Origin of the sequence: Actinomadura violacea, from assembly GCF_017573465.1 — a bacterium.
Classification (GTDB): Bacteria; Actinomycetota; Actinomycetes; order Streptosporangiales; family Streptosporangiaceae; genus Spirillospora; species Spirillospora violacea.
Genome location: NZ_JAGEPF010000038.1, coordinates 37112 through 60552, shown reverse-complemented (window position 1 = coordinate 60552; position 23441 = coordinate 37112). Strand labels below are relative to the sequence as shown.

Below are 23441 nucleotides of genomic sequence, written 5' to 3'. Positions count from 1 at the left end.
TACCATGCCTGCGTGACCCTGCGCGTGCTCCTGCTCGGCGGGACCGGTGAGGCGCGGCGGCTCGCCGAAGCCCTCGCCGGCGACCCCCGCTACGACGTGATCAGCTCGCTGGCGGGCCGGACCGCCGACCCCGGCCTGCCGCCTGGCCGCACCCGCATCGGCGGGTTCGGCGGCCCCGACGGGCTCGCCGCCTGGCTGCGCGACGAGCGGATCGGCGCGGTCGTCGACGCGACGCATCCGTTCGCCGCGCTGATGACCGAGTCCGCCGTCGTCGCGGCGGAGCGGACCGGGGTCCCGCTGCTGGTGCTGCGCCGCCCCGGCTGGACGGAGGGCCCGGGCGACGACTGGCGGCGCGTCCCGACGCTGGAGGCCGCCGCCGCGGCACTGCCCGGCGAGCGGGTCTTCCTGACGACCGGCCGCAAGAACCTCGCGGCGTTCGCGGGCGACGCGCGCCGCTGGTTCCTCGTCCGGTCCGTCGACCCGCCGGAGCCGCCGCTGCCGCCCCGCACCGAGACGGTCCTCGCGCGCGGCCCCTTCACCGTCGACGAGGAGCTGGCGCTGATGCGCGGGCACGCGGTCGACACCCTCGTCACCAAGGACAGCGGCAGCGCGATGACCGCGGCCAAGCTCACCGCCGCCCGCACGCTGCGGATCCCGGTCGTCATGGTCGACCGGCCGCCCGCGCCGGACGGCGTCCCGATCGCCGCGACCGTCGAGGACGCCGCGGACTGGCTCGCTCATGAGGGGTAGCGGCGCGGCGTGAACACGGTCGTGCGGCCGTCGCCGCGCTCGGCGGCCGTGGTCTGCGACGACCCGACCAGCAGCAGCGTGCGCATGTCGACGCCGTCCGCGTCGAGGTCGGCGAGCCGGACCACGCGGACGCTCTCGTCCGGGCCGCCGACATCGCGTCCGATGACGACCGGCGTGTCCGGCGACCGGTGCTCCAGCAGCACGTCGCGGGCCCTGGCGACCTGCTCCTTCCGGGTCTTCGACGCCGGGTTGTAGATCGCGATGACCAGGTCGGCGGCTGCGGCGGCGGCGAGCCGGGACGCGATGACGTCCCACGGCTTGAGCCGGTCGGACAGCGACAGCACGCAGTAGTCGTGCCCGAGCGGCGCGCCGATCCGCGACGCGACGGCGTTCGCGGCGGTCAGGCCCGGCAGGACCCGCACCGGGACGTCCTTCCAGCGGTCCTCGGCGGCGACCTCCAGCACGGCCGCGGCCATCGCGAAGACGCCCGGATCGCCGGACGACACCACCGCCACGCGGCGCCCCCGCTCGGCCAGCGCGAGCGCGAACTCGGCCCGCTCCGACTCGACCCGGTTGTCGGACGCGTGCCGCTGCTGCCGGGGGTTCGCGGGCACCCGCGCCAGGTAGGGGGCGTATCCGACGAGGTCGTCGGCGGTGGCGAGGGCGTCCTGCGCCTCGGGGGTGAGCCATTCGCGGCCCGCCGGCCCGAGCCCGACGATCACGACCTCGCCCCGTCCCTCCCCCGCCGCTGCGGGTTCCGGCAGGTCGCGGCGCGTCTGCTCGTGCACCCGGCTCGGCAGGACCGCGACCGAGAAGTACGGGACGCTCTCCGGATCGACCTCGGCCAGCGGCAGCGCCCGCTGCTGGTCGGTGGTGGCGCGCTCGACGTACCAGGCGTCGTCCAGCCGGCCCGCCTCGTCCAGGGCCGCGCGGACGCCGCCGAACGTCCGGCCGAGCTTCAGCACGGCGGCGGAGTCGGTCGCTTCGAGGCGCCGGGCCAGGTCGTCGGGCGGCAGCGTGCCCGGCAGAACGGTCAGCACCTCGTCGCGCTCGACCAGCGGACGGCCGAGCTCGGCGGACGCCGCGCTCACCGACGTCACACCCGGCACGACCGTCGTCGGATAGCGGCCGGACAGCCGCTTGTGCAGGTGCATGTAGGAGCCGTAGAAGAACGGGTCGCCCTCGCACAGCACCACGACGTCGCGGCCGGCGTCCAGGTGCTCGGCGAGCCGCGCCGCGCACCGCTCGTAGAACTCCTCCAGAACGGCCCTGTAGTCGTCGGTCTTCTCCGTCGTGACCGGGTAGATCAGCGCTTCCTCGATCTGCCCTTCGCGCAGGTGGGGGGCCGCGATGCGGCGGGCGATGCTGCGGCCGTGGCGCGCCGCGTGGTGCACGACCACGTCCGCGCTCTCGACGAGCCGGGCCGCCTTCACCGTGATCAGCTCGGGGTCGCCGGGGCCGAGCCCGACCCCGTACAGGTGTCCGGTCATCACTCTTCCTCGCTGGCGATGGCGTTGATCGCGGCGGCGGTCATGGCGCTGCCGCCACGCCGCCCGCGCACCACCAGATGCGGCAGATCGGACGCGGCGAGCGCGTCCTTGGACTCGGCCGCGCCGATGAACCCGACCGGGACGCCGAGCACGGCGGCGGGCCGGGGCGCGCCGTCCGCGACCATCTCCAGCAGCCGGAACAGCGCGGTCGGCGCGTTGCCGATCGCGACAACGGAGCCTTCGAGCCGGTCCCGCCACAGCTCCAGCGCGGCGGCGCTGCGGGTGGTGCCGAGCTCCGCGGCGAGCGCGGGCACGCGCGGGTCGCCGAGCGTGCAGACCACGTCGTTGTCCGCAGGCAGCCGGCGCCGGGTGACGCCCGCCGCGACCATCCGCGCGTCGCACAGGATCGGGCGGCCCGCCAGCAGCGCCGCGCGGGCCGCCGCGACGACGCCGGGCGCGTGGTCCAGGTCGCGGACCAGGTCGGTCATCCCGCACGCGTGGATCATGCGGACGGCGACCCGGGCGACGTCGTCGGGCAGCCCCGCGAGGTCCGCCTCCGCCCTGATGGTCGCGAACGACCGCCGGTAGATCTCCGCGCCGTCGCGGACGTAGTCGATCACTCGCTCCTCCGTGTCGTGGCGGCGGCCGCCGCCGTCGCCGTCAGGTCGTGGGACCGGGCGCGGACCTCGCCGCCGAGCCGCACCTCGTAGCCGCCGGCCGTCGCGACGACCGCGACGTGCCGGTCGGCGGGGCGCCCGCACTGCCGCTCGCAGCCCGACCAGTGCACCGGCAGGCCGCCGCCGGCGCGGCGGGCCAGCGCCGCGTCCGCGCGCACGTCGGTGAGCGACTTCGCGCAGCCGGGACGTCCCGCGCAGGACGTCAGCCCCGCCCAGTCCGGTCCGGTGACCAGGCCAGGGAAGTGTGGCATGTCCGTGATGCCGGGAATGACGAGGCCCCGCCACGGAGTGACAATGATCTCCCCCGCGGCGCCGAGCCCGGCCGGGTCGAGGCGGCCGAGCGGGACGAGCCCGGAGAACGCCGTCCGCCCGTCACGCTGCGGGATCTCCCCGAGCGGCGGCCGCCGCGGAGTCGCCGGAACCGGGACGGGTTCGCTCCTGCCGCCGGGCAGCGGAAGGTCGCGGCCGAGTTCGGCGAGCCGCCATTCGCTCGTCCGGACGCGCAGGAACGCGCGCGCCGCATCCAGCGCGAGCGCGGCGGCGTCCTCCGGACGGGCCCGCAGCCCGCTGTCCCTCCCGGCAAGGACCAGGGCGAACGCGTCCGGCGCCACCGCGTACAGGCCGACGTCGGCGCGCAGCGCGATGACGTCGCCGCGCCCGTCGTCGACCGCGAACAGGAACCGCCCGGGGAGCCCGGCGAGGTCCGGGTCGGCGCAGAGGCCGGCGTCCAGCGCCGCCACGACGGGCCGGACGTCCAGCAGCCCGTTCCCGTCGCGTCCGGTCAGCACGCTGCCGAGGATGTTGCGGACGCGTTCGTGTGCGGCGGACGGCAGCAGCCCTGCCTCCTGCAGCCGCTCGCTCAGCTCGTTCTCCGCCCCGTCCGCGAGCCCTCTGATCTGCAGGTTCGCGCGCGACGTCAGCTCGAGGAACCCGTCGCCCAGGTCGCGCGAGGCAGCGGCGAGGGCATCGAGCCGCGGCCGCGTCAGCGCGCCGCCGGGCAGCCGGACGCGCGCCAGCCCCCCGTCGGCGGCGGCGTGCACCCGCAGAGCCCCCGGACACCGGTCCGGCTCCGAACGCGAAGTCGACACGCGAGGATCCTAAGGCCCGCCCCGAGGGCGGGGACGGCGCGAGCCCGGGCGGGGACGCGGCTCAGTAGGCCATCGCCGAGTCGCAGTGCCCGAACCCCGAGAAGGTCGTCCGGAGCGCCCCGTCGATGGCGCGCCCGAACACGTCGATGCCGTTCAAGCAGGCATAACGCGGCCCCCCGCTCGACACGAGGACGAAGCCGACGGCGATTCCCGGCTTCCGCGAAATGGTCTGGGTGCCCCGCATCGGCTTCCCTTCCGTGAAGGAGAAAAGGACGGTGGCGTCCGGCCTGCTCATCGTCCCGTAGCCGGAGCGGCCGTCCGGGCCCATGGTGGCGGCCGAGACCGCTCCCGGACCGTCCGGCGCGCGGAACAGGATCCGTCCCTCGCGCAGGCCCGATCCGCCGTGGCGGGTGTCGGTCGCGCGGACGGTGACGTTCCGGATGGCGGCGTCCTGCCCTGCTCCAGGGACGACGTCGCCGGTCGTGTAGCCGAGCGTCCGGCCGTCGCGGGCCCAGACGATCTCGCCGACGACCGAGGGTCCGGCCGCGGTCCAGGTGCGGCGGTTCCCCGTCGCGGTGTCGAGCACGGTCAGCGCGGCGCGCGGCGGGTTCGCGGGCGCGGGCGGGTTGGCAGCCGCCCGCGTCTGCGACGGGTTCGGCGCGCAGGGCGCGGTCGTGTAGGCGAGCCGGTCGCCCCGGCGGTTCATCGTGAGGCCCGCGACCAGCGCGGGGGTGGTGCCGCCGCGCATCGGCGCGAGCCCCGTGACGTGGCCGTCACCGGTCAGCCGGAACTCGAAGAGGCGCGTCTCGCACGGGTCGCTCCGCGACGCGGCGACCACGAACCTCCCGTCCGGCCCGGCGAGGATCTCTTGCACCGCACCGGCGGACGCGGGCGGCGCCACCACATCGGCCACCGGCGCGGGCGTGCGCGTCCGGGGTATCGCGCGCACTTCGAGCCACGGCCCCTGGTGTCCCGCGGTGAGGACGAAGCGCGGCGTCCGGTAGTGGAAACCCGCGGCCTCCTTCGGGGTCTTTCCGCCGACGGTCGCGCCGACCCCGGCGATCGCGGCGGCCACCAGGACCGCCAGCGCGCCGGGCGCCGCCCAGCGCCGGATCCGCCACGAGACCGGTTCGCTCTCCCGCTGCATCGGAGGATCGTCCCACGGCGCCGCGGCCCCGTGGGCGCGCCCGGGCGCGCCCGGTCCGGGGGAATCGGGTTAGGGTGTGGGCGGCGACAAGGGAGGAAGCCGGTGCGAATCCGGCGCGGTCCCGCCACTGTCACCGGGGAGCGAACCCCACGCAAGGCCACCGCGCGAGCGGGAAGGCCGGGGCGAGCGCCGATCCGGGAGCCAGGAGACTCCGTGCCGCCGCTCTCTTGACCTGCGATTCGGGGCGAGGACCCCGGGTGAGGACGCGATCCGCGTGATCCTGCTGCTGTCCACTTCGGACACCGACCTGCTCAGTGCGCGTGCGAGCGGCGCCGACTTCCGGCTCGCCAACCCGGCCCGCACGTCCGTGGACGATCTGCCCGCCCTGGTGGCCGGCGCCGACCTGGTGGTGGTGCGGCTGCTGGGCGGCCGGCGCGCCTGGGAGCAAGGGCTCGACGCGCTGCTCGCGGGGCCGCGTCCCGTGGTGGTGCTCAGCGGCGAGCAGGCGCCGGACGCCGAGCTGATGGAGCTGTCGACCGTCCCGGCCGGGGTGAGCGCGGAGGCGCACGCGTACCTGGCGCACGGCGGTCCCGGCAACCTCGCCGAGCTGTTCGGCTTCCTGTCCGACACGGTGCTGCTCACCGGTTTCGGGTTCGCTCCCCCGGCACCCACGCCGACCTGGGGCGTGCTGGAGCGCGAGCAGGCGCCGGGTGACGGGCCGGTCGTCGGCGTCCTGTACTACCGCGCGCATCACCTCGCCGGGAACACCGCGTTCGTCGAGGCGCTGTGCGAGGCGATCGAGGCGAAGGGCGGCCGGGCGCTCCCGGTGTTCTGCGCGTCGCTGCGCACCGCCGACGAGGACCTGCTGGACACGCTCGGACGGGCGGACGCGCTGGTCGTCACCGTGCTGGCGGCGGGCGGCACGAAGCCGGCGTTCGCGGGCGCGGGCGGCGACGACGAGGCGTGGGACGTCGGGGCGCTCGCGGAACTGGACGTCCCGATCCTGCAGGGCCTGTGCCTGACCAGCGAGCGCGCCGCCTGGGAGGCCAACGACGACGGCCTGTCGCCCCTCGACACCGCGACGCAGGTGGCGGTGCCGGAGTTCGACGGCCGGATCATCACGGTGCCGTTCTCGTTCAAGGAGACCGACGAGGACGGCCTCAGCGTCTACGTCGCCGACCCGGAGCGCGCCGCGCGGGTCGCGGGGATCGCGGTCCGGCACGGGCGGCTGCGGCACGTCCCGGCGAAGGACAAGCGGGTCGCGCTGATGCTGTCGGCGTACCCGACCAAGCACGCGCGGATCGGGAACGCGGTCGGGCTCGACACCCCGGCCAGCGTGGTGAAACTGCTCGCCGAGCTGCGCGAACGCGGCTACGACGTCGGCGACGCGCTGCCCGCCGAGGGCGACGCGCTGATGCACGCGCTGATCGCGGCGGGCGGCCAGGATCCCGACTGGCTGACCGAGGCGCAGCTCACCGGCAACCCCGTCCGCATCCCGGCGGCGCGGTACCGGGCCTGGTACGCGACGCTCCCCGCGGACCTGCGGGAAGGCATCGAGCGGCACTGGGGCCCGCCGCCCGGCGAGCTGTTCGTGGACGACTCCCGCGACCCGGACGGCGAGATCGTCCTCGCCGCGCTGCGGTCGGGGAACGTCGTCGTGATGGTGCAGCCGCCGCGCGGGTTCGGCGAGAACCCCATCGCGATCTACCACGACCCCGACCTCCCGCCGAGCCACCACTACCTGGCGGCGTACCGGTGGATCGCGGACGAGTTCGGCGCGGACGCGATCGTCCACGTCGGCAAGCACGGGAACCTGGAGTGGCTGCCCGGCAAGTCCGCCGGGATGTCGGCGTCGTGCGGGCCGGACGCGGCGGTCGGCGACCTGCCGCTCATCTACCCGTTCCTGGTGAACGACCCGGGCGAGGGCACGCAGGCCAAGCGGCGCGCGCACGCCACGCTCGTCGACCACCTGATCCCGCCGATGGCGCGGGCGGAGAGCTACGGCGACATCGCGCGGCTGGAGCAGCTCCTCGACGAGCACGCGAACATCGCGGCGCTCGACCCGGCGAAGCTGCCCGCGATCCGCGCGCAGATCTGGACGCTGATCCAGGCCGCCCGCCTCGACCACGACCTCGGCCTGGACGACCGGCCGCACGACGCCGAGTTCGACGACTTCCTGCTGCACGTGGACGGCTGGCTGTGCGAGGTGAAGGACGTCCAGATCCGCGACGGCCTGCACGTCCTCGGCGCCGCCCCGGCCGGGGAGACCCGCGTCGACCTGGTGCTGGCGATGCTGCGGGCGCGGCAGATGTGGGGCGGGTCGGTGACGCTGCCCGGCCTGCGCGAAGCGCTCGGCCTGAAGGAGGACGGCGCGTCCCGGAACGAGGTCGACGCCGTCGAGGAACAGGCGCGCGCGCTGGTCACCGCGATGGAGGATCGCGGCTGGGATCCGTCCGCCGCGTCCGACGTCGCGGACGGGCAGGTCGCCGACATCCTGCGGTTCGCCGCGACGGAGATCGTCCCGCGGCTGGAGAAGACCAGCGACGAGATCGGCATGGTGCTGCACGCCCTCGACGGCGGGTACGTGCCGGCCGGGCCGAGCGGGTCGCCGCTGCGCGGCCTGATCAACGTGCTGCCGACCGGCCGGAACTTCTACTCCGTCGACCCGAAGGCCGTCCCGTCCCGGCTCGCCTACGACACCGGCCGCGCGATGGCCGACTCGCTGCTGGACCGGTACCGCGAGGACACCGGCGAGTGGCCGCGCTCGGTCGGGCTGTCGGTGTGGGGCACGAGCGCGATGCGCACGTCCGGCGACGACATCGCCGAGGTGCTGGCGCTGCTCGGCGTCCGCCCGGTGTGGGACGAGGCGTCCCGCCGCGTCACCGGCCTCGAAGCGGTGCCGCTCGACGAGCTGGGCCGTCCGCGCATCGACGTCACAGTCCGCATCAGCGGGTTCTTCCGCGACGCGTTCCCGCACGCCGTCGCGATGCTCGACGACGCCGTCCAGATCGCGGCGAACCAGGACGAGCCCGACGACATGAACTTCGTCCGCGCGCACGTCAAGGCGGACCTCGCCGAGGGCGGCGACGAGCGGCGGGCGACGCTGCGGGTGTTCGGGTCGCGGCCCGGCGCCTACGGGGCCGGGATCCTGCCGCTGATCGACAGCCGCAACTGGCGCGACGACTCCGACCTCGCCGAGGTGTACGCGGTGTGGGGCGGCTACGCCTACGGGCGCGGGCTCGACGGCGTCCCGGCGCGCGGCGACATGGAGAACGCCTACCGGCGGATCAGCGTCGCCGCGAAGAACACCGACACCCGCGAGCACGACATCGCCGACTCCGACGACTACTTCCAGTATCACGGCGGCATGATCGCGACGGTGCGGGCGCAGACCGGGAAGGCGCCGAAGGCCTACATCGGCGACAGCACCCGGCCCGACGCCGTCCGGACCCGCACGCTCGACGAGGAGACCTCGCGGGTGTTCCGGGCCCGCGTCGTCAACCCGCGCTGGCTCTCGGCGATGCGGCGGCACGGCTACAAGGGCGCGTTCGAGCTGGCCGCGACGGTCGACTACCTGTTCGGCTACGACGCGACCGCCGGCGTCGTCGCGGAATGGATGTACGAGAAGCTCGCGCAGACGTACGCGCTGGACGCCGAGAACCAGGCGTTCTTCAACGAGTCGAACCCGTGGGCGCTGCACGGCATCACCGAACGGCTCCTCGAAGCCGCCGACCGGGGCATGTGGGAGCACCCCGAGCAGGACACCCTCGAAGCGTTGAAGCGCCTCTACCTCCAGGTCGAAGGCGACCTGGAGGACGGCGACTGAGAGCGGGCCGTCGCGACGGCGGCCTGCCCGAGGCTGATGCCGCCGTCGTTCGGCGGGACGCGGTGGTGCGTCAGCACGGTGAAGCCCGCGTCTTCGAGCCCCGTCACCGCGCGTTCGAGCAGCAGCATGTTCTGGAAAACACCGCCCGACAGCGCGACCGTGCCGATCGCGGTCGTTTCCCGGATACGGCGTGCGCCTTCGACGATGAGCGCGGCGACGGAATTGTGGAACCGGGCCGCGATCATCGGGGCGGGGACTCCGGCTCGGACGTCATCGACGGCGGCGTTCACCAGGTCGGCGCCGCGCACCGTGAACGCCTCCGTTCCGTCGAAGGCGACCCGATAGGCGGCCTGCTCGGTCGGGTCGGCGAGTTGCTCCAACTCGATCGCGGCCTGGCCTTCGTAGTTCACCTTGTCGCGGACGCCGAGGACGGCGGCGACCGCGTCGAACAACCGGCCCATGCTGGAGGTGAGCGGAGAATTGACGTTCCGCCGCGCCATTCCCTTGACCGTGTCCCAGGCGGGCCGGTCGGCCACCGGCAGGTCGTCCGGGACGCCGTAGGCCGCCGCCATCCGCCACGGCTCGCGGATCGCCGCCGCACCACCCGGCAGCGGAACCGGCGCCAGATGCCCGGCCCTTTCGAAGCCTCGCAGGTTCGCGATGAGGAATTCGCCGCCCCACAGCGTGCCGTCCGTCCCGAATCCGGTCCCGTCGAACGCGACCCCGATCACCGGGCCGTCCGTCCCGTTGTCGGCGAGACAGGACGCGATGTGCGCGTGATGGTGCTGGACGGCGACCGTCGGCAATTCCTGAGCCAGCGCGTATTTGCTCGACAGGTATTCGGGATGCGGATCGTAGGCGACGACCTCGGGAACGATGTCGAACAGTCGCCGGAAATGCTCGACGCCTTCCTCGAAGGCGCGGAGCGTCTCGTAGTTCTCCAGGTCGCCGATGTGGTGGGAGACGAACGCGCGACCGTCCCTGCTCAGGCAGAACGTGTTCTTCAACTCCGCTCCGCACGCCAGCACCGGCGGACCGCTCCGAATCGGCACGGGCTCCGGCGCGTAGCCGCGTGACCGCCGCACCGGCAGCGTCCGGCCTCGGAAGACGCGGACCACCGCGTCATCGGTGCGGACATGGATCGGGCGGTCGTGGACGAGGAACGCGTCCGCGATCCCGGCCAGCCGCTCAAGGGCGTCCGCGTCCCGGAAGGCGATCGGCTCGTCTGACACGTTTCCGCTGGTCAGTACCAGCGGCTCGGTGACGAGCAGATGATGCAGTGGCGTGTAGGGCAGCATGATCCCCACGGAGGCGTTGCCGGGCGCGACCGCCTCGGCCAGCGCCGCGTCCGGGCGGCGCCGCAGCAGGACGATCGGACGCCGCGCACCGGTGAGCAGCGCCTCCTCCGCCTCCCCGACCTCGCACAACGCCCGCGCCGCCGCCACGTCCGGCACCATCACGGCGAACGCCTTGTCCTCGCGATGCTTCCGCGCCCGCAGCGCCGCGACCGCCTCCCCGTCCGCCGCCCGCACCGCCAGGTGATAGCCCCCGAGCCCCTTCACCGCGACCACCGCGCCGTCCGCGAGGAGCTTCCGCGCGGCGTGCAGCGGATCGTCCGCCGCCGGACGCAGTTCCAGCGTCGGGCCGCAGGCGGGGCAGCACACCGGCTGAGCGTGGAAGCGCCGGTCGGCGGGGTCGGCATACTCGGCGGCGCACGGCCCGCACATCGCGAACCCCGCCATCGTCGTGTTCGGCCGGTCGTACGGGACGTCCCGCACGATCGTGAACCGCGGCCCGCAGTTCGTGCAGTTGATGAACGGGTACCCGTACCGCCGGTCGGCCGGGTCGCGCATCTCGCGCAGGCAGTCGTCGCAGGTCGCGGAGTCGAACGACACGAGCGCGCGGCGCTCCCCCGACGCGTCGCTGCCCGCGATCACGAACCCGGCGGCACCCGACACCGCGAGCTTCCGCGTGGTGACGCGGTCGATGACCGCGAGCCGCGGCGGCCGCTCGCGCAGCCCGTCCAGGAACCGCTCGACCGCGCCGGCCGGGCCCTCGACCTCGATGAACACGCCGCGCGCGTCGTTGCCGACCAGCCCGGACAGGCCGAGCCCGGTCGCGAGCCCGTGCACGAACGGCCGGAACCCGACCCCCTGGACGATCCCCTCGACCCGCACCCCGACCCGCACGTCCACGCGGGCATCCTCGCAGGTCAGGCTGCATCATTCGAGGAGGCGTGCGGCGAGCGCGCGCAGTTCCCTGTCCTCGGCGAAGGCCCGCCACCCGCCGTTGTTGCGATGCCGCCGGTCGGAGTCGACGATCTCGCGCAGTGGCCGGTCGCCGGGCGAGGCGTCCCGGCCCATCTCCGCCAGATACCCCAGCGCCGCCCACCGGGCCGGCAGGTACTCGCCCTTCGCCAGGTGGTACACCGCTCCGCCCAAGACGTCCGCCGCGGTGTCCAGGTCTCCGGTGACACGGTGGTAGGCGTGGGCGGCCTCGGTCTGCCTCCACTCGTCACCAGGCCCCATGAGCCCCCGGAGACGGTCGGCGCAGGCGACGCCGTGCGCGCCGAGATCGGCGATGAACCGCAGATCCCTGCCCGGATACCGCTGGTCGAGCACGGCGTCCGCGACGTCGAGCAGCGGCGCCGGATCGCCGGTGACCTTGAAGAACGCCCAAGGGAGCGTGAACCTCCGCTGCCGCGCGACCCGCTCGTCCGGGTGCTCGCCGTCACCGGAGAGCGCGTCCACCGCCTCGGCGGCGGCCGGACCGATCGAGCCGATCGCGATCGCGGCCTGCGCGGCCGCCTCGGTGTCGAGCAGCCGGACGAGTTCGGGGACGGCCGGTGCCGCCGACGGTCCCCACTCCTGCAGCACCCGTGCGAGGATCCGGCCGGAGTCGACCCCGTCCATCCGCGCCCGGATGGCGGGGAGAAGGTCGTTCACGTGGTCGCCGAGCGGCGCCAGCGAATAGAGGATCGACGGCGGAGTGTTGATGAACGGTGATGAGCCGTAGTAGGCGTCGCTCTGCGGCGGTTTCTCGGCGAGGCGCTCCACCAGGTACGGGACGCAGCGGGTGTCCTTGCGCCACGCCAGGCCCCAGGCGGCGAAGTCGGAGATCCGGTCGTCGCCGTACTCGGACACCGGCGCGCCGTCGCCGAGCCGGGCCGCGAGCAGGTCGGCGTCGCCCTCGTCCAGCGCCGCGAGCAGGTGGACGGCATAGGAGCGCGCTGCGGACGACTCATCGGTGGAGAGATCGGCGAGGCCCGGCAGCAGGCGTCGCACCGGGGACCGCCATTCCGTCAGCAGGTCCGCGGCGACCCGGACCGCGCCGATCCGACGGTCGGCGTCGCCGTCGGCGATGAAGGCCGCGCACAGGTCGAGACGTGCGGGCACGTCGTCCCCGATCCGTCCCGCAACCCAACCGATCAGGCCGGACGCGTCACGGCCGCCCCAGGGGACGTCGCGCCAGACGGCGACGTCACCGCGCAAAGCCTCGACGGCGACGGCGGCGTCCGGACGTTGCGCGCCGACCGCCGCCGCCAGCGCGGCGTCGGCGGCGAGCCGCAGCTGCGGATCGTCCGAGGTCCCCAGGTCGCGGAGCCAGATGAGCGCCTCGGGCAGCACCCGCGCCGTGCATCCGGGCGCGAGCTCACCGACCGCGATGACGGTCCCGAGCCGCACCGCCGCGTCGTCCTCGCCGTCCCACCGGGCACGCAGCGCCGGAACGATCATGTCGGCGTCGCCCACGGCGGCCGCCAGCATCTGCGGCAGTGTCCGCCGGACCTCCGCATCGGAGTCGTCGAGAAGAGAGACGAGACGCGGCAGCGCGGCGGCCCAGGCGTCCGGCCAGCCAGCGTCGACGCGCGGGATCGTGTGCGCCACGTCGACGAGTGCCCGGAGCAGCTCCAGCAGGCCGATCCGGCCGGCCGTGTCCGGCGACGACGCCAGAGCGACCAGGTACGGAAGCGCGGCGGTGGCGGCGTCGCAGATGAATCCGCCCTGGTGGTAGAGCCGGGCATCGAGGTCGTCCACCGCTTCGAGGCTCTCCCCTGCGGCGCGCAGGAGGCCGGGGACGTCGGCGGCGGAGCCGTAGGCGTGCCGCAGAGCGGGCCAGTCGATCTCGTCCAGACCCCGGAGAAGCGTCACAAAGAGGAGATCATTCCACGGTTCCGGTGTAGGCGGCGCGGGTGCGGTCCGCGCGGGCACGGGCGTCGGCCTCGGGGGTGCCGGACGCGACGTCGGCCTGGTACCAGCGTTCCGCGAGCTTCCTGGTGAAGTCGAGGGCCTCGGGGGAGGTCTGCCATTCGACGCCGAGGTCCGCCGGGCTCTCCTCGCGGGCCGACAGGTAGAGGGACAGGCCGAGCAGGCCCATGTCCCAGCCGATGCCGACGGCGCCGGGGCCGAACTGCTCCCAGTGGTCGTCGACGTGGGTGATGTGCTCCAACTCGAACCGGGTCCGGTCGCCGTCCTCGGGCGTGAGCCGGACCTCGATCCAGCTGGTCTGACCGGCGAACTCCCAGGTCGCGAAGAAGCTCTTGGGCGGGTCGCAGCGCTCGACGGTGCCGCCGGCGTTGCCCTGGAGCTGGTACCGGCCGCCGAGGCGCAGGTCGCCGGAGACGGGCATGAACCAGCGCGGGATCCGCTCGGGGTTGGTGACGGCGTCCCACACGTCCTCGACGGGCGCGCCGTAGGTCTGGCTGATGACGACGGAGCGGGCGGTGCCCGCCTCCATCTCGCGGTCGCCGACCCGGCGGCGCACGTCGTCGATCTGCCCGGAAACTTCGATCATGGTTCCTCCTCGGTCCGGCGTGCGCGCCGGCCCCTGGCGATCTCGGTGGCCAGGGCGTCCAGATGCGGCGTCCAGTAGCGGCGGAAGCGGCCGAGCCAGTCGTCGATCTCCTGCAGCGGCGCGGAGCCGATGCTGTAGAGCCGCCGCGTCCCGTCCGGCCGGACGACCGCGAAGCCCGCCTCGCGCAGCACCTTGAGGTGCTGCGAGACGGCGGGCTGCGAGATGCCGAACTCCTCCCGGACGACCGACGACACCTCGCCCGAGGACCGCTCGCCGTCGGCGAGCAGCTCGAGGATGCGGCGCCGGACCGGGTCGCCCAGCACATCGAAGGCGTGCACGGGCCCAACATACAGGCTCGGCTTATATAAGCCAAGCCTTAAAATGCGAGCTAGCGGTCGGTCAGAAGGTCTTCAAACGGAACCGGTTCGTCGTACGGGTCGGCCTTGGCGGCGGCCGGGCGGCCGTCGATCGCGGCGGCGAGCTCCGCGCCCGCGCGGGCGATGCGGTCCGGCAGGGCGGTGTCGCCGCTCCCCCAGTCCTCCGACGCCGCGAACACGCCGGTCGGCATCGCGTTCGCGCGCAGGTAGGCGAACAGCGGCCGCAGCGCGAAGTCGATGGCGAGGGAGTGCCGGGCGGTGCCGCCGGTCGCGCCGAGCAGCACCGGCCTGCCTTCCAGGTCCCCGCGCTCGATGGCGTCGAAGAACGTCTTGAACAGGCCGCTGTAGGACCCGTTGAAGACCGGCGTCACCGCGATGAGGCCGTCCGCGCCGGTCACGGCCTGGACCGCGGCACGGAAGCCGCCCGACGGGAAGCCGGTGAGCGTCGCGTCGACCATCGCGTGCGCGTGGTCGCGCAACTCGACCGTCTCGACGGCGACGTCCCCGCCGAGCGCCCGCGCGGCCGACTCGGCGAGCCGGTCGGCCAGCAGCCGCGTGGACGAGGGACGTCCGAGCCCGGCCGAGACCACGGCGAGCGTCGTCATCGCGCCACCCCCGCGTTCTCCTCGGCCGCGTTCTCCTTGACTGCGTTCTCCTTGGCGGCGACGAGCGACGCGTGCGTCGGCGCGGTCGCCGGGACGTGCGCGGGCCGCAGCGCCTCGAACTCCTTGCGCAGCACCGGGACGACCTCCTCGCCGAGCATGTCGATCTGCTCCAGGACGGTCTTCAGCGGCAGTCCCGCGTGGTCCATCAGGAACAGCTGCCGCTGGTAGTCGCCGAAGTGGTCGCGGAACGTCAGCGTCCGGTCGATGACCTGCTGCGGGCTGCCGACGGTCAGCGGCGTCTCGCGGGTGAAGTCCTCCAGCGACGGGCCGTGCCCGTAGACGGGCGCGTTGTCGAAGTAGGGCCGGAACTCGCGGACCGCGTCCTGGGAGTTCTTGCGCATGAACACCTGGCCGCCGAGGCCGACGATCGCCTGGTCGGCGGAGCCGTGCCCGTAGTGCTCGTAGCGGCGCCGGTACAGGCCGATCAGCCGCTGGAAGTGGTCGGTGGGCCAGAAGATGTGGTTCGCGAAGAACCCGTCGCCGTAGTAGGCGGCCTGCTCGGCGATCTCCGGGCTGCGGATCGAGCCGTGCCACACGAACGGCGGCGCGCCGTCCAGCGGGCGCGGCGTCGAGGTGAACGACTGGAGCGGCGTGCGGTACTCGCCCTCCCAGTTCACGACGTCCTCGCGCCAGAGCCGGTGCAGCAGGTGGTAGTTCTCGATCGCGAGCGGGATGCCGTCGCGGATGTCCTTGCCGAACCAGGGGTAGACGGGCCCGGTGTTGCCGCGGCCCATCATCAGGTCGACGCGGCCGCCGGCGAGGTGCTGCAGCATCGCGAAGTCCTCGGCGATCTTCACCGGGTCGTTCGTGGTGATCAGCGTGGTCGCGGTGGACAGGATCAGCCGCTCGGTGCGCGCCGCGATGTAGCCGAGCATCGTCGTCGGGGAGGACGGCACGAACGGCGGGTTGTGGTGCTCGCCGGTGGCGAAGACGTCGAGCCCGGCCTCCTCGGCCTTCAGCGCGATCGCGACCATCGCCTTGATCCGCTCGGCCTCGGACGGGGTCCGGCCGGTGGTCGGGTCGGTGGTGACGTCGCCGACCGTGAAGATCCCGAACTGCATGCCGGCCTCCAAGTAGTAGAACTTTCAATTACCCTACCGAACCCCGGCCCCCGCCCCGCTATTCCGTTCCGCGGCCGGCGCTACGGCACGGACCGCTCGAGCGCCTCCAGCAGCCAGGAGTGCAGCGCGCCGAGGGTCACCGGCTCCCCCGTGACCAGGTGGAACAGGTCCCAGTACCGGACGACGCGGGCATCGCGCTCCACCTCGGAGTCGCGCAGGATCACGCGCCGGAACTCCGGCGTGTCCCTGGCGCTCCTCCCCGCGGCGTGGGCGTCGACGAACCGGTCCAGCGCCGCGCCGGGCCCCGGCGCGGCCCCCGCCAGGACCAGCGGCGCCGCCAGCTCCATCGCCTCGCTCATCCCGGCCAGCAGCGACTCCTCGTCGCCGACGACCCGCACGTTCGACCGCCCCTGCTCCAGCAGCCGCCGGTTCAGCGACCGGTCCGCCGTCAGCGCGACCATCTCGGCGTAGGCGACCACCTGCGGCGGCGTCGGATCGGCGGGCGGCGCCGGGACCACCCTCGCCAGGAACTCCTCGACCCGCCCGGCCGGCAGCGGCGCCATGATCCGGCGCAGCCAGAACTCCGTCAGCGCGGCCCGCGCGGCGCCGCCGTCCGTCGCGGCGGCGAGCAGCTCCAGCCGCGCCGCCCGCTCGCCCGGCGCCGCCGCCTCCACCGCGCACAGCGCCGCGCGGCGCCAGGCCAGCGCCGCCATCTCCGCGTCCAGCGCGGCCCGCTCGGCGGCCACCGCGTCGCCGAGCGACCGGCCGCCGGCCAGCACGTCCGCGATCGCGGGCAGGCCGAGCCCGAGGCCGCGCAGCCGCCGGACGAGCCGCAGCCGGTCGACGGCGGGCGCGTCGAACCGGCGGTGCCCGCCCGCGCTGCGCGCCGGTTCGAGGATCCCCTCGTCGCAGTAGAACCGGATCGTCCGGACAGGGACGCCGGTCAGCGCCGCCAGGTCCCCGATGCCAAGGCCCCCCGCCCCTGTGGCGCCGGTCACGGTCACGTCAGCTTCTCGGTCGTGGACGGGCGAGTTCGTGGCTCGGTCGTTCACACCTCGTCGCGCTCCCCTGCGCGGCCGGCTGCCGCGCTGGGGTCGCATCACCCTTCCCCTGGGCAGGGAGCGGGTCGGGCATGCTGACGAATGCCCACACCGTGCGCGCCCGTCGGCGGACGTTCACGGCGGCGATGTGGTCGGCGGGGCCGGCGAGCCCGCACCGACGACAGCAGAAGTGGTCCCGGTGGGGACGGTTGCCTCGTGCGACGTGCCCGCAGCGCGGGCAGGTCTGCGAGGTGTAGGCGGGATCGACTTGCAGGAACGGCACCCCGGCCCGTCGGGCCTTGTAGGCGATATAGGTGCCGAGTTGGTGGAACAGCCAGGTGGAGAGCGTGGCCCGCTGGTGCCGCCCGAGCCGTACCCGGCCGCGGATTCCGCTCAGTTCTTCGAGAGCGATCCCGCGTCCGGTGCGTTGGGCATCGGCCACGATCCGTTTGGCGATCTTGTGGTTGACGTGCGCGGCGTGCCGTCCCTCGCGGGCCTTGCGCCGTGCCAGGCGGCGGGCCGCCGAGCGGGATCCGGCGGCCTTCTTCTTCTGCAGTTCGGCACGCCGCCGCGCCTGCGCCCGCCGGTACCTGATCTGGGCGCGCAGCGTGGTGTAGGCATCGGCGGTCTTGCGGATCACATGCAACGCCGGCTGCGCCGACAATCCGGCCGCCTTCAACTCCGCATAGACCAGCTTTTGCAGCCCGGCGCGGGAGAACACCTTCTTCTCGTACGCCTGACCCGATATCCGGTCGACCAACGCGTTGCAGGTGCGCAGAGTCGCATGCAGTGCCGCCGCCTGCTCGGGCGTCGGCAGCAGTTTCACCGGCATCACCAGCTTCACCGGCCGCATCTTACGTGTTGTGGTCGGTCCACGTCGCCGAGATGGGCGCCTGACCGATCGCGGGACGTGTGCGCCGAACCCCATCCGCGGCGCGCCGCGACACAGTAGAAGCGATTCTTCCCGTCCTTGACGCACCGGAATTCCCCGCTAAACCCCTTGAATCTCCACCGGGCTGGAGTTTCTACGGTACGGGGACGACGTCCACGAGGAGGGAATACGACCATGGACGACAACGTGCTCGGTGCCGATCGGATCGTGGAGGCGCTGCGCGAGCACTCGGGCGGGATGGCCGCGGCCGTCGCCGGGGCGGATCCGGACGTGCGGGTGCCGACGTGCCCGGAGTGGACCCTGCGCGATCTCGTCGGGCACATCGGCCAAGCGCACCGGTGGGCCGCCGGGTTCGTCCGGGACGGCGCGACCGACCTCGTCACGCAGGTGCCCCGGACGGCGCCCGGCTCGGTCGCGGACTGGCCCGGGTGGCTCCGCGACGGCGCGGACGACCTGGTCAGGGCCTTCGAGGCGGCCCCGGACAAGACCATCGTCCATCCGATCATGGGCCCGCGCCCCGCCGCGATGTGGCTGCGCCGGATGCTGCACGACACGGCCGTCCACCACGCTGACGCCGCGTTCACCACCGGCGTCGGCTACGCGATCGCGCCCGACGTCGCCGCCGACGGGATCACCGAATGGCTAAGCCTGGTGACCGAGCCCGCCGCCGCGACGCTCCAGCCGAAGCTCGCCGAACTGCGCGGGCGGGGCGAGACGCTGAGCCTGCGCCCGTCCGAGCCGTCCGTCCCCGGGTGGGTGATCACCCGCGCGCCGGACGGGCTCGGCCGCGAGCGCGCGGACCGGGACGGCGACATGACCGTCGCCGGGCCCGTCCGCGACCTGATGCTGGTGTTCGCCCGGCGCCTGCCCCCGGACGGCGCGGACGTGAAGGTGACCGGCGACCGGGCGCTGCTGGACCACTGGCTCGCCCGGACGGCGTTCTGACCTTCACAATGGGGCGATGGCGGGCGGACGGGACGGGTGGAGCGCCGACCCGCGGCGGGACGGGCTGGCCGCGTTCGCGGGGGTCGAGGACGACCGGGCCGGATCGCATCCGGGCGTCCGCCACATCCGGGCGCTGGGGACGGTGTACCGGTTCGACATCCACTGCCCCGGCGATGCCGACACCCTGACGGACCGGCAGCGCCAGGAGGTCCGGGGCATGCGGGGGCCGGACGGGCGGGAGCGCCGCATCGCCGAGGGCGAGACGTGGCGGTTCGCGTGGTCCTGGTACCTGCCGCGGGCGCTGGCCGCGACGGCGGCGTTCACGCACGTCCACCAGTTCTTCGCCCCCGTCCCGGGCGGCGGGCCGGGCGGCGGGCCGGTGCTGGTGACGTCGCTGAGGCGGCGCGGCGGGCGCGACCTGCTGGAGCTGAACGCGATCCGGTCCGGCGTCGTCGTGGGCGCCGCCGATCTTGACCCGCTCCGCAGCCGGTGGATCGGCGTCGAGATCGAGGCGAGGTTCGCCGGGCCGCCGGACGGGCGCGTCCGCTGGACGGTCACTGCCGGCGGCGCGGCCGTGACCGAGGCCGTGCGGGGCGGGCTCGACCTGCGGCCCGGCGCGGCGGGCACCGTCCCCAAGTGGGGGATCTACCGGTCGCTGAAGGGCGCGGCGCGGCTCGGCGACGCGCACCTCCTCCTCCGCGATCTTCATGCCCGCGAGGTAGGGCATTTCGGGTGACGGCGGCGATACGGTGCAGGGGCGGCGCCGGAACGGGCCGCCCGGAACGCCCTTTGCGGCCCCGGAGACCCCCTGAGGAGGAACCGTTGAGCCTGCCTTCGACCGTCCCCGGGTCCCTGCGCGACGACGCCGCCGCCCTGCAGGACGACCTCGCCCGGCTCCGCGGCGCGCTGCACCGCGAACCCGAGCTCGGCCTGGACCTCCCGCGGACCCAGGAGAAGGTGCTCGCGGCCCTGGACGGCCTGCCGCTGGAGGTCGCCACGGGCGAGCGGCTGACCTCGGTGACGGCCGTGCTGCGCGGCGCCCGCCCCGGCCCGACGGTGCTGCTGCGCGGCGACATGGACGCGCTCCCGGTGACCGAGCGCGGCGACGCCCGCGTGATCTCGCAGGTCGACGGGGTCATGCACGCGTGCGGGCACGACCTGCACACCACGATGCTGGCGGGCGCGGCGCGGCTGCTCGCGGCCCGCCGCGACGAGCTGGCGGGCGACGTCGTGTTCATGTTCCAGCCCGGCGAGGAGGGCCTCGGCGGCGCGAAGATCATGATCGAGGAGGGCGTGCTGGAGGCGTCCGGCGAGCGGCCCGTCGCCGCGTACGCGCTGCACGTGTTCTCCTCGGGCCTGCCGCAGGGCATGTTCGTCAGCCGCGGCGGCCCGGTCATGGCGGCGGCGGACCGGCTGCGCGTCACCGTCCGCGGCGTCGGCGGGCACGGGTCGATGCCGCACCTGGCGAAGGACCCGCTGCCCGTCGCGTGCGAGATGGTCACCGCGCTGCAGACGATGGTGACCCGCGCGTTCGACCCGTTCGACCCCGTCGTGCTGACGATCGGGTCGTTCCACTCCGGCACGATGGACAACGTCATCCCGGACGAGGCGAGCTTCTCCGGCACCGTCCGGTCGTTCTCCCAGACCTCGCACGACAGGCTGAAGGAGCGGACGGTCGAGCTGGTGCAGGGCCTGGCGAAGGCGCACCGGCTGGACGTCGACGTCAGTTACGTCCAGGACTACCCCGTGACGGTCAACGACCCCGGCGAGGCCGCGTTCATGGCCGAGACCATCCGCGAGGCCTACGGCGAGGACCGCTACTTCGAGTCGCCGAACCCGCTGCCCGCCTCCGAGGACTTCTCGTTCGTGTGCGACGAGGTGCCGTCGGCGTTCGTCGTGATGGGCGCGTGCCCGTCCGACGCCGACCCGGGGACGGCGGCCGTCAACCACTCCCCCGACGCCCGCTACGACGACGCCGTCCTCGCCGACGGTGCCGCGCTCTACGCCGAGCTGGCCGTCCGGCGGCTGGCGCGCGGGAACTGACCCGGGGCGACCGACACGCGGCCGGGGCGGACCTGGCGAAACATTCCGGCCCGCCCGGTCGTCAGACTGGGGGGCGGGACGGGTTCGCCCCGGTGCGGGCAGGGCGGGGAGTCGGGCGGGACCGGCGGTCCCGCGGCGGAAACGGAGGGTGCGCCGGTGTTCATCGGGCTGCTGACGGCGGTGGGCGCGTCGGCCTGCTACGGATCGGGATCGGTCCTGCAGGCGCTCGGCGCCAGGCGGTCGGCCGCGCGCGAGAGCGCGGCGGGCGCCGGGGCCACCGAGTACGGCGGGCCGAGCCTGTCCTCCACCGCCAAGGCCGTCGTGACGTGGGAGTTCATCGCCGGCACGGTGCTGGACGCGGCCGGGTTCGCGCTCGGCGCACTGTCGGCGAAGCTGGTGCCGCTGTTCCTGTCGCAGACGGTGATCAGCGCGAACCTGGTGATCACCGCGGTGCTCGGCATCTGGGTGCTCGGCATCCGGCTCGTCCGGCCGGAGTGGATCTCCATCGGGGTGGTGTGCGCCGCGCTGGTGCTGCTCGCCGGCACCGCCGGGCACGAGGGCGGCGGGCACGTCCCGATCGGCTGGCACTGGGGGCTGCTCGCGGTGTCGGTGCTGCTCGTGCTGGCGGCGCTGCCGATCGTCCGGCTGATGGGCTCGCGCGCCGCGATCCCCGCCGGCCTGCTGTCGGGGCTGTGCTTCGGCGCGGTCGGCGTCGGCGTCCGCGTCCTCAACGGCACCGACCCGTTCGCCTGGCGGGACCTGCTCGGCGACCCCGCCCTCTACGCGATCGCCATCGCCGGCCTCGGCGGCATGTACTTCCACACGCTCGCGCTGCAGATCGGCTCGATCAACGGCGCCACGGCGGCGCTGGTGGCGGGCGAGACGGTCGTCCCGGGCATCATCGGCGTGCTGTGGCTCGGGGACACCGCCCGCGCGGGCATGGCGGTCCCCGCGTCCATCGGGTTCGTGCTGGCCGTCGTGGGGGCGGTGGCGGTCGCCTGGTACGGCAACCCGCACGTCCCCGGCGTCCCCGAGCCGGAGCCGGCCCGGACCGGCGGCGGCTGAGGGCTCAGTCCTCGCGGACGGCCTGGATCTCCAGGGCGATCGCGATCGTGTCGCCGAGCATGACCTTGTCGCCCTGCAGCGGCACGTTGAACTCGATGCCGAAGTCGCGGCGGCTGATCGACGCGGTCGCGGTGAACCCGGCGCGGGTGCCGCCCCACGGGTCGGACCCGATGCCGTGGAACTCGGTGAGCAGCCGGACGGGGCGCGTGACGTCCTTGACGGTCAGCTCGCCGCCCAGGTGGTAGCGGGGCTGCCGGGCCCGGCGGCCGATCGCGGCGCGCTCCACGCCGGTCCCCTTGAACGTCATGACGGGGTGCCGCAGGACGTCCAGGAAGTCGGCGGAGCGGACGTGCTCGTCGCGCTCGGCGCTGCGGGTGTCGATGGAGGCCATCCTGATCTCGGCGCGGGCGGTGGACTCCATCGGGTCCGCAGCGATCACGACCTCGCCGCCGAAGTCGGGGAACGACCCCCGGACCGTGGTCATCAGGTGCCGGATCGTGAACGTGATCTCGGAATGGACCGGATCGATCGTCCAGCGGCCCGGTTCGAGGCCCCCAACCTCGTCCCCCATGACAAATCCCCCTAAAGAGCGCAACGAGCTTCAAACACGAAAAGTTACCTCAAACTGGGTCATGATCGTTGTGATGGCGCGGTCCCGGGGAATGCTCACCCAATGATCGGCGAACACGTGCTGGCCGGGTACGTCAACGACGCGGGCGGCCGCGAGGCCCTGGACCTCGCGCGCGCCATCGTCGCCCTCACCGGCGGCGAACTGAGCGTGGCCACCGTCCACCCGCCCGGCCGCGCGGGCGCCGCCGGCGAGGCCCACACCCTGCTGGAACAGGCCGCCGAGCTGCTCGGCGAGCAGCCGGCCGACCTGCTCGTCCAGGAGAGCCGCAGCGTCGGCCGCGGCCTGACCTCCGTCGCCGGCCGGATCGGCGCCGACCTGATCGTCGTCGGCTCCCCCGAAGGCGGCGCGCGCGGCCGGATCGGCGTCGGCGCCGCCGCCGACCACCTGCTGCACTCCGCCACCGAGGCCGTCATGCTCGCCCCCGCCGGCTATGCGCCGCCCGACGAGCTCGGCCGCATCACCGTCATGTACGTCCGCCGCCCCCAGTGCGACGAGGCCGTCGTCCGCGCCGCCCAGGCCGCCGACCGGCTCGACGTCCCGCTCCGCCTCGTCACCCTCGCCATCGGCGACGTCGACGCCGAACGGCTCCGCGACGACCTGGCACTGGCCATCCGGCTCGCCGTCGAGTCCTCCGAGCTGCTGCCCGAGGACGTCACCGCCGACCTGGCCGAGGGCGACGACGTCGCCGACGCCCTCGACGACCTCGACTGGCCCGAGGGCGAGCTGCTGGTCTGCGCGTCCAGCGAGGACGCCGCCGCCCACCGCGTCTTCCTCGGCGAGGTCTCCGTCAAGGTGCTGCGCGCCGCCCCCTGCCCGGTGACCGTGCTCCCGAGGGGCTACTTCTGACGGACTACCACCGGGTAGCCCGTTTTGACCGCTTACCCGGAACGGCTTGCCGCCCCCGGTTTACCTCGACTACATTCCAGCGAGACCGGAACGTGACCTTGGAACGG

At 74.1% G+C, this 23441-nt stretch carries 20 protein-coding genes and 1 riboswitch; of the genes, 7 read left to right on the top strand and 13 right to left on the bottom strand.

Translation table 11 applies throughout. The features are described 5' to 3' along the window. The first annotated feature begins 18 nt into the window (after positions 1 to 18). Positions 19 to 750, top strand: coding sequence for a cobalt-precorrin-6A reductase (locus J4709_RS45135; RefSeq protein ID WP_208251691.1), 732 nt, complete (start codon positions 19 to 21; stop codon positions 748 to 750). On the opposite strand, the gene cobJ is transcribed toward J4709_RS45135, so the two are convergent. The 4 genes from cobJ to J4709_RS45115 form a co-directional block, all read right to left on the bottom strand. Further along, entirely contained in the window at positions 738 to 2240 is a 1503-nt protein-coding gene (gene cobJ, locus J4709_RS45130) for a precorrin-3B C(17)-methyltransferase (protein ID WP_208251595.1), read from the bottom strand. The two genes, J4709_RS45135 and cobJ, sit on opposite strands and share 13 nt — an antisense overlap. After that, positions 2240 to 2860 (bottom strand): precorrin-8X methylmutase, encoded by a 621-nt coding sequence (locus J4709_RS45125; RefSeq protein ID WP_208251594.1) that lies wholly within the window; start codon positions 2858 to 2860, stop codon positions 2240 to 2242. Before J4709_RS45125 ends, cobJ begins: the two co-directional genes overlap by 1 nt. Further along, the gene (locus J4709_RS45120) at positions 2857 to 4005 is read right to left on the bottom strand and encodes a ferredoxin-like domain-containing protein (protein ID WP_208251593.1); all 1149 of its coding nucleotides are present in this window, start codon (positions 4003 to 4005) and stop codon (positions 2857 to 2859) included. The genes J4709_RS45125 and J4709_RS45120 overlap by 4 nt, the downstream gene beginning before the upstream one ends. 61 nt (positions 4006 to 4066) lie before the next feature. Further along, entirely contained in the window at positions 4067 to 5152 is a 1086-nt protein-coding gene (locus J4709_RS45115; protein ID WP_208251592.1) for a hypothetical protein, read from the bottom strand. 93 nt (positions 5153 to 5245) lie between these two features. Then, positions 5246 to 5363, top strand: a riboswitch (cobalamin riboswitch). A 63-nt stretch (positions 5364 to 5426) separates the two neighbouring features. On the opposite strand from J4709_RS45115, the gene cobN reads away from it, so the two are divergent. After that, positions 5427 to 8978: a cobaltochelatase subunit CobN gene (gene cobN / locus J4709_RS45110; protein ID WP_307802083.1), complete on the top strand. Its 3552-nt coding sequence runs from the start codon at positions 5427 to 5429 to the stop codon at positions 8976 to 8978. Here cobN and hypF read toward each other — a convergent pair. The 8 genes from hypF to J4709_RS45070 form a co-directional block, all read right to left on the bottom strand. Continuing rightward, entirely contained in the window at positions 8939 to 11173 is a 2235-nt protein-coding gene (gene hypF / locus J4709_RS45105; protein WP_307802082.1) for a carbamoyltransferase HypF, read from the bottom strand. The genes cobN and hypF overlap by 40 nt on opposite strands. Positions 11174 to 11200: 27 nt before the next feature. Further along, positions 11201 to 13126, bottom strand: coding sequence for a HEAT repeat domain-containing protein (locus J4709_RS45100; RefSeq protein WP_208251591.1), 1926 nt, complete (start codon positions 13124 to 13126; stop codon positions 11201 to 11203). Positions 13127 to 13136: 10 nt separating this feature from the next. Then, positions 13137 to 13769 (bottom strand): SRPBCC family protein, encoded by a 633-nt coding sequence (locus J4709_RS45095; RefSeq protein ID WP_208251589.1) that lies wholly within the window; start codon positions 13767 to 13769, stop codon positions 13137 to 13139. Further along, positions 13766 to 14107 carry an ArsR/SmtB family transcription factor gene (locus tag J4709_RS45090; protein ID WP_173094737.1) on the bottom strand — a complete coding sequence of 114 codons (342 nt, stop codon included), beginning with the start codon at positions 14105 to 14107 and terminating at the stop codon, positions 13766 to 13768. Before J4709_RS45090 ends, J4709_RS45095 begins: the two co-directional genes overlap by 4 nt. A 50-nt stretch (positions 14108 to 14157) precedes the next feature. Further along, positions 14158 to 14751, bottom strand: a complete 594-nt coding sequence (locus J4709_RS45085) for a CE1759 family FMN reductase (RefSeq protein ID WP_208251587.1) — start codon at positions 14749 to 14751, stop codon at positions 14158 to 14160. Further along, positions 14748 to 15872 carry an LLM class flavin-dependent oxidoreductase gene (locus tag J4709_RS45080; RefSeq protein ID WP_208251585.1) on the bottom strand — a complete coding sequence of 375 codons (1125 nt, stop codon included), beginning with the start codon at positions 15870 to 15872 and terminating at the stop codon, positions 14748 to 14750. Before J4709_RS45080 ends, J4709_RS45085 begins: the two co-directional genes overlap by 4 nt. 80 nt (positions 15873 to 15952) lie before the next feature. Further along, entirely contained in the window at positions 15953 to 16876 is a 924-nt protein-coding gene (locus J4709_RS45075) for a MerR family transcriptional regulator (RefSeq protein WP_208251583.1), read from the bottom strand. Between the two features lies 1 nt (position 16877). After that, positions 16878 to 17756, bottom strand: coding sequence for an RNA-guided endonuclease TnpB family protein (locus J4709_RS45070; RefSeq protein WP_443608762.1), 879 nt, complete (start codon positions 17754 to 17756; stop codon positions 16878 to 16880). A 222-nt stretch (positions 17757 to 17978) separates the two neighbouring features. Between J4709_RS45070 and J4709_RS45065 the strand changes: the two genes are divergently transcribed. The 4 genes from J4709_RS45065 to J4709_RS45050 all read left to right on the top strand — a co-directional run bounded on the left by J4709_RS45065 (position 17979) and on the right by J4709_RS45050 (position 21857). Continuing rightward, on the top strand, positions 17979 to 18749 hold the full coding sequence (locus J4709_RS45065; protein ID WP_208251582.1) for a maleylpyruvate isomerase family mycothiol-dependent enzyme: 771 nt from the start codon (positions 17979 to 17981) through the stop codon (positions 18747 to 18749). 16 nt (positions 18750 to 18765) lie between these two features. Then, entirely contained in the window at positions 18766 to 19485 is a 720-nt protein-coding gene (locus tag J4709_RS45060) for a hypothetical protein (protein ID WP_208251581.1), read from the top strand. A gap of 86 nt (positions 19486 to 19571) precedes the next feature. Further along, a complete protein-coding gene (locus J4709_RS45055; protein ID WP_232385036.1) occupies positions 19572 to 20792 on the top strand; it encodes a M20 metallopeptidase family protein in 1221 nt (406 codons plus the stop codon). Positions 20793 to 20948: 156 nt separating this feature from the next. Next, a complete protein-coding gene (locus J4709_RS45050; protein WP_208251580.1) occupies positions 20949 to 21857 on the top strand; it encodes a hypothetical protein in 909 nt (302 codons plus the stop codon). 4 nt (positions 21858 to 21861) lie between these two features. Here J4709_RS45050 and J4709_RS45045 read toward each other — a convergent pair whose 3' ends face one another. Beyond that, entirely contained in the window at positions 21862 to 22428 is a 567-nt protein-coding gene (locus J4709_RS45045; RefSeq protein ID WP_208251577.1) for a YceI family protein, read from the bottom strand. 102 nt (positions 22429 to 22530) lie between these two features. Between J4709_RS45045 and J4709_RS45040 the strand changes: the two genes are divergently transcribed. Continuing rightward, complete coding sequence (locus tag J4709_RS45040) at positions 22531 to 23334, top strand: universal stress protein (RefSeq protein ID WP_208251575.1); 804 nt, start codon at positions 22531 to 22533, stop codon at positions 23332 to 23334. Positions 23335 to 23441: the final 107 nt, after the last annotated feature.

Coding starts and splice junctions, on each gene's coding strand:
- cobJ (WP_208251595.1), bottom strand. CDS start 2,240: ATGACCGGACACCTGTACGGGGTCGGGCTCGGCCCCGGCGACCCCGAG.
- J4709_RS45115 (WP_208251592.1), bottom strand. CDS start 5,152: ATGCAGCGGGAGAGCGAACCGGTCTCGTGGCGGATCCGGCGCTGGGCG.
- J4709_RS45095 (WP_208251589.1), bottom strand. CDS start 13,769: ATGATCGAAGTTTCCGGGCAGATCGACGACGTGCGCCGCCGGGTCGGC.
- J4709_RS45085 (WP_208251587.1), bottom strand. CDS start 14,751: ATGACGACGCTCGCCGTGGTCTCGGCCGGGCTCGGACGTCCCTCGTCC.
- J4709_RS45080 (WP_208251585.1), bottom strand. CDS start 15,872: ATGCAGTTCGGGATCTTCACGGTCGGCGACGTCACCACCGACCCGACC.
- J4709_RS45065 (WP_208251582.1), top strand. CDS start 17,979: ATGGACGACAACGTGCTCGGTGCCGATCGGATCGTGGAGGCGCTGCGC.
- J4709_RS45060 (WP_208251581.1), top strand. CDS start 18,766: ATGGCGGGCGGACGGGACGGGTGGAGCGCCGACCCGCGGCGGGACGGG.
- J4709_RS45045 (WP_208251577.1), bottom strand. CDS start 22,428: ATGGGGGACGAGGTTGGGGGCCTCGAACCGGGCCGCTGGACGATCGAT.
- J4709_RS45040 (WP_208251575.1), top strand. CDS start 22,531: ATGATCGGCGAACACGTGCTGGCCGGGTACGTCAACGACGCGGGCGGC.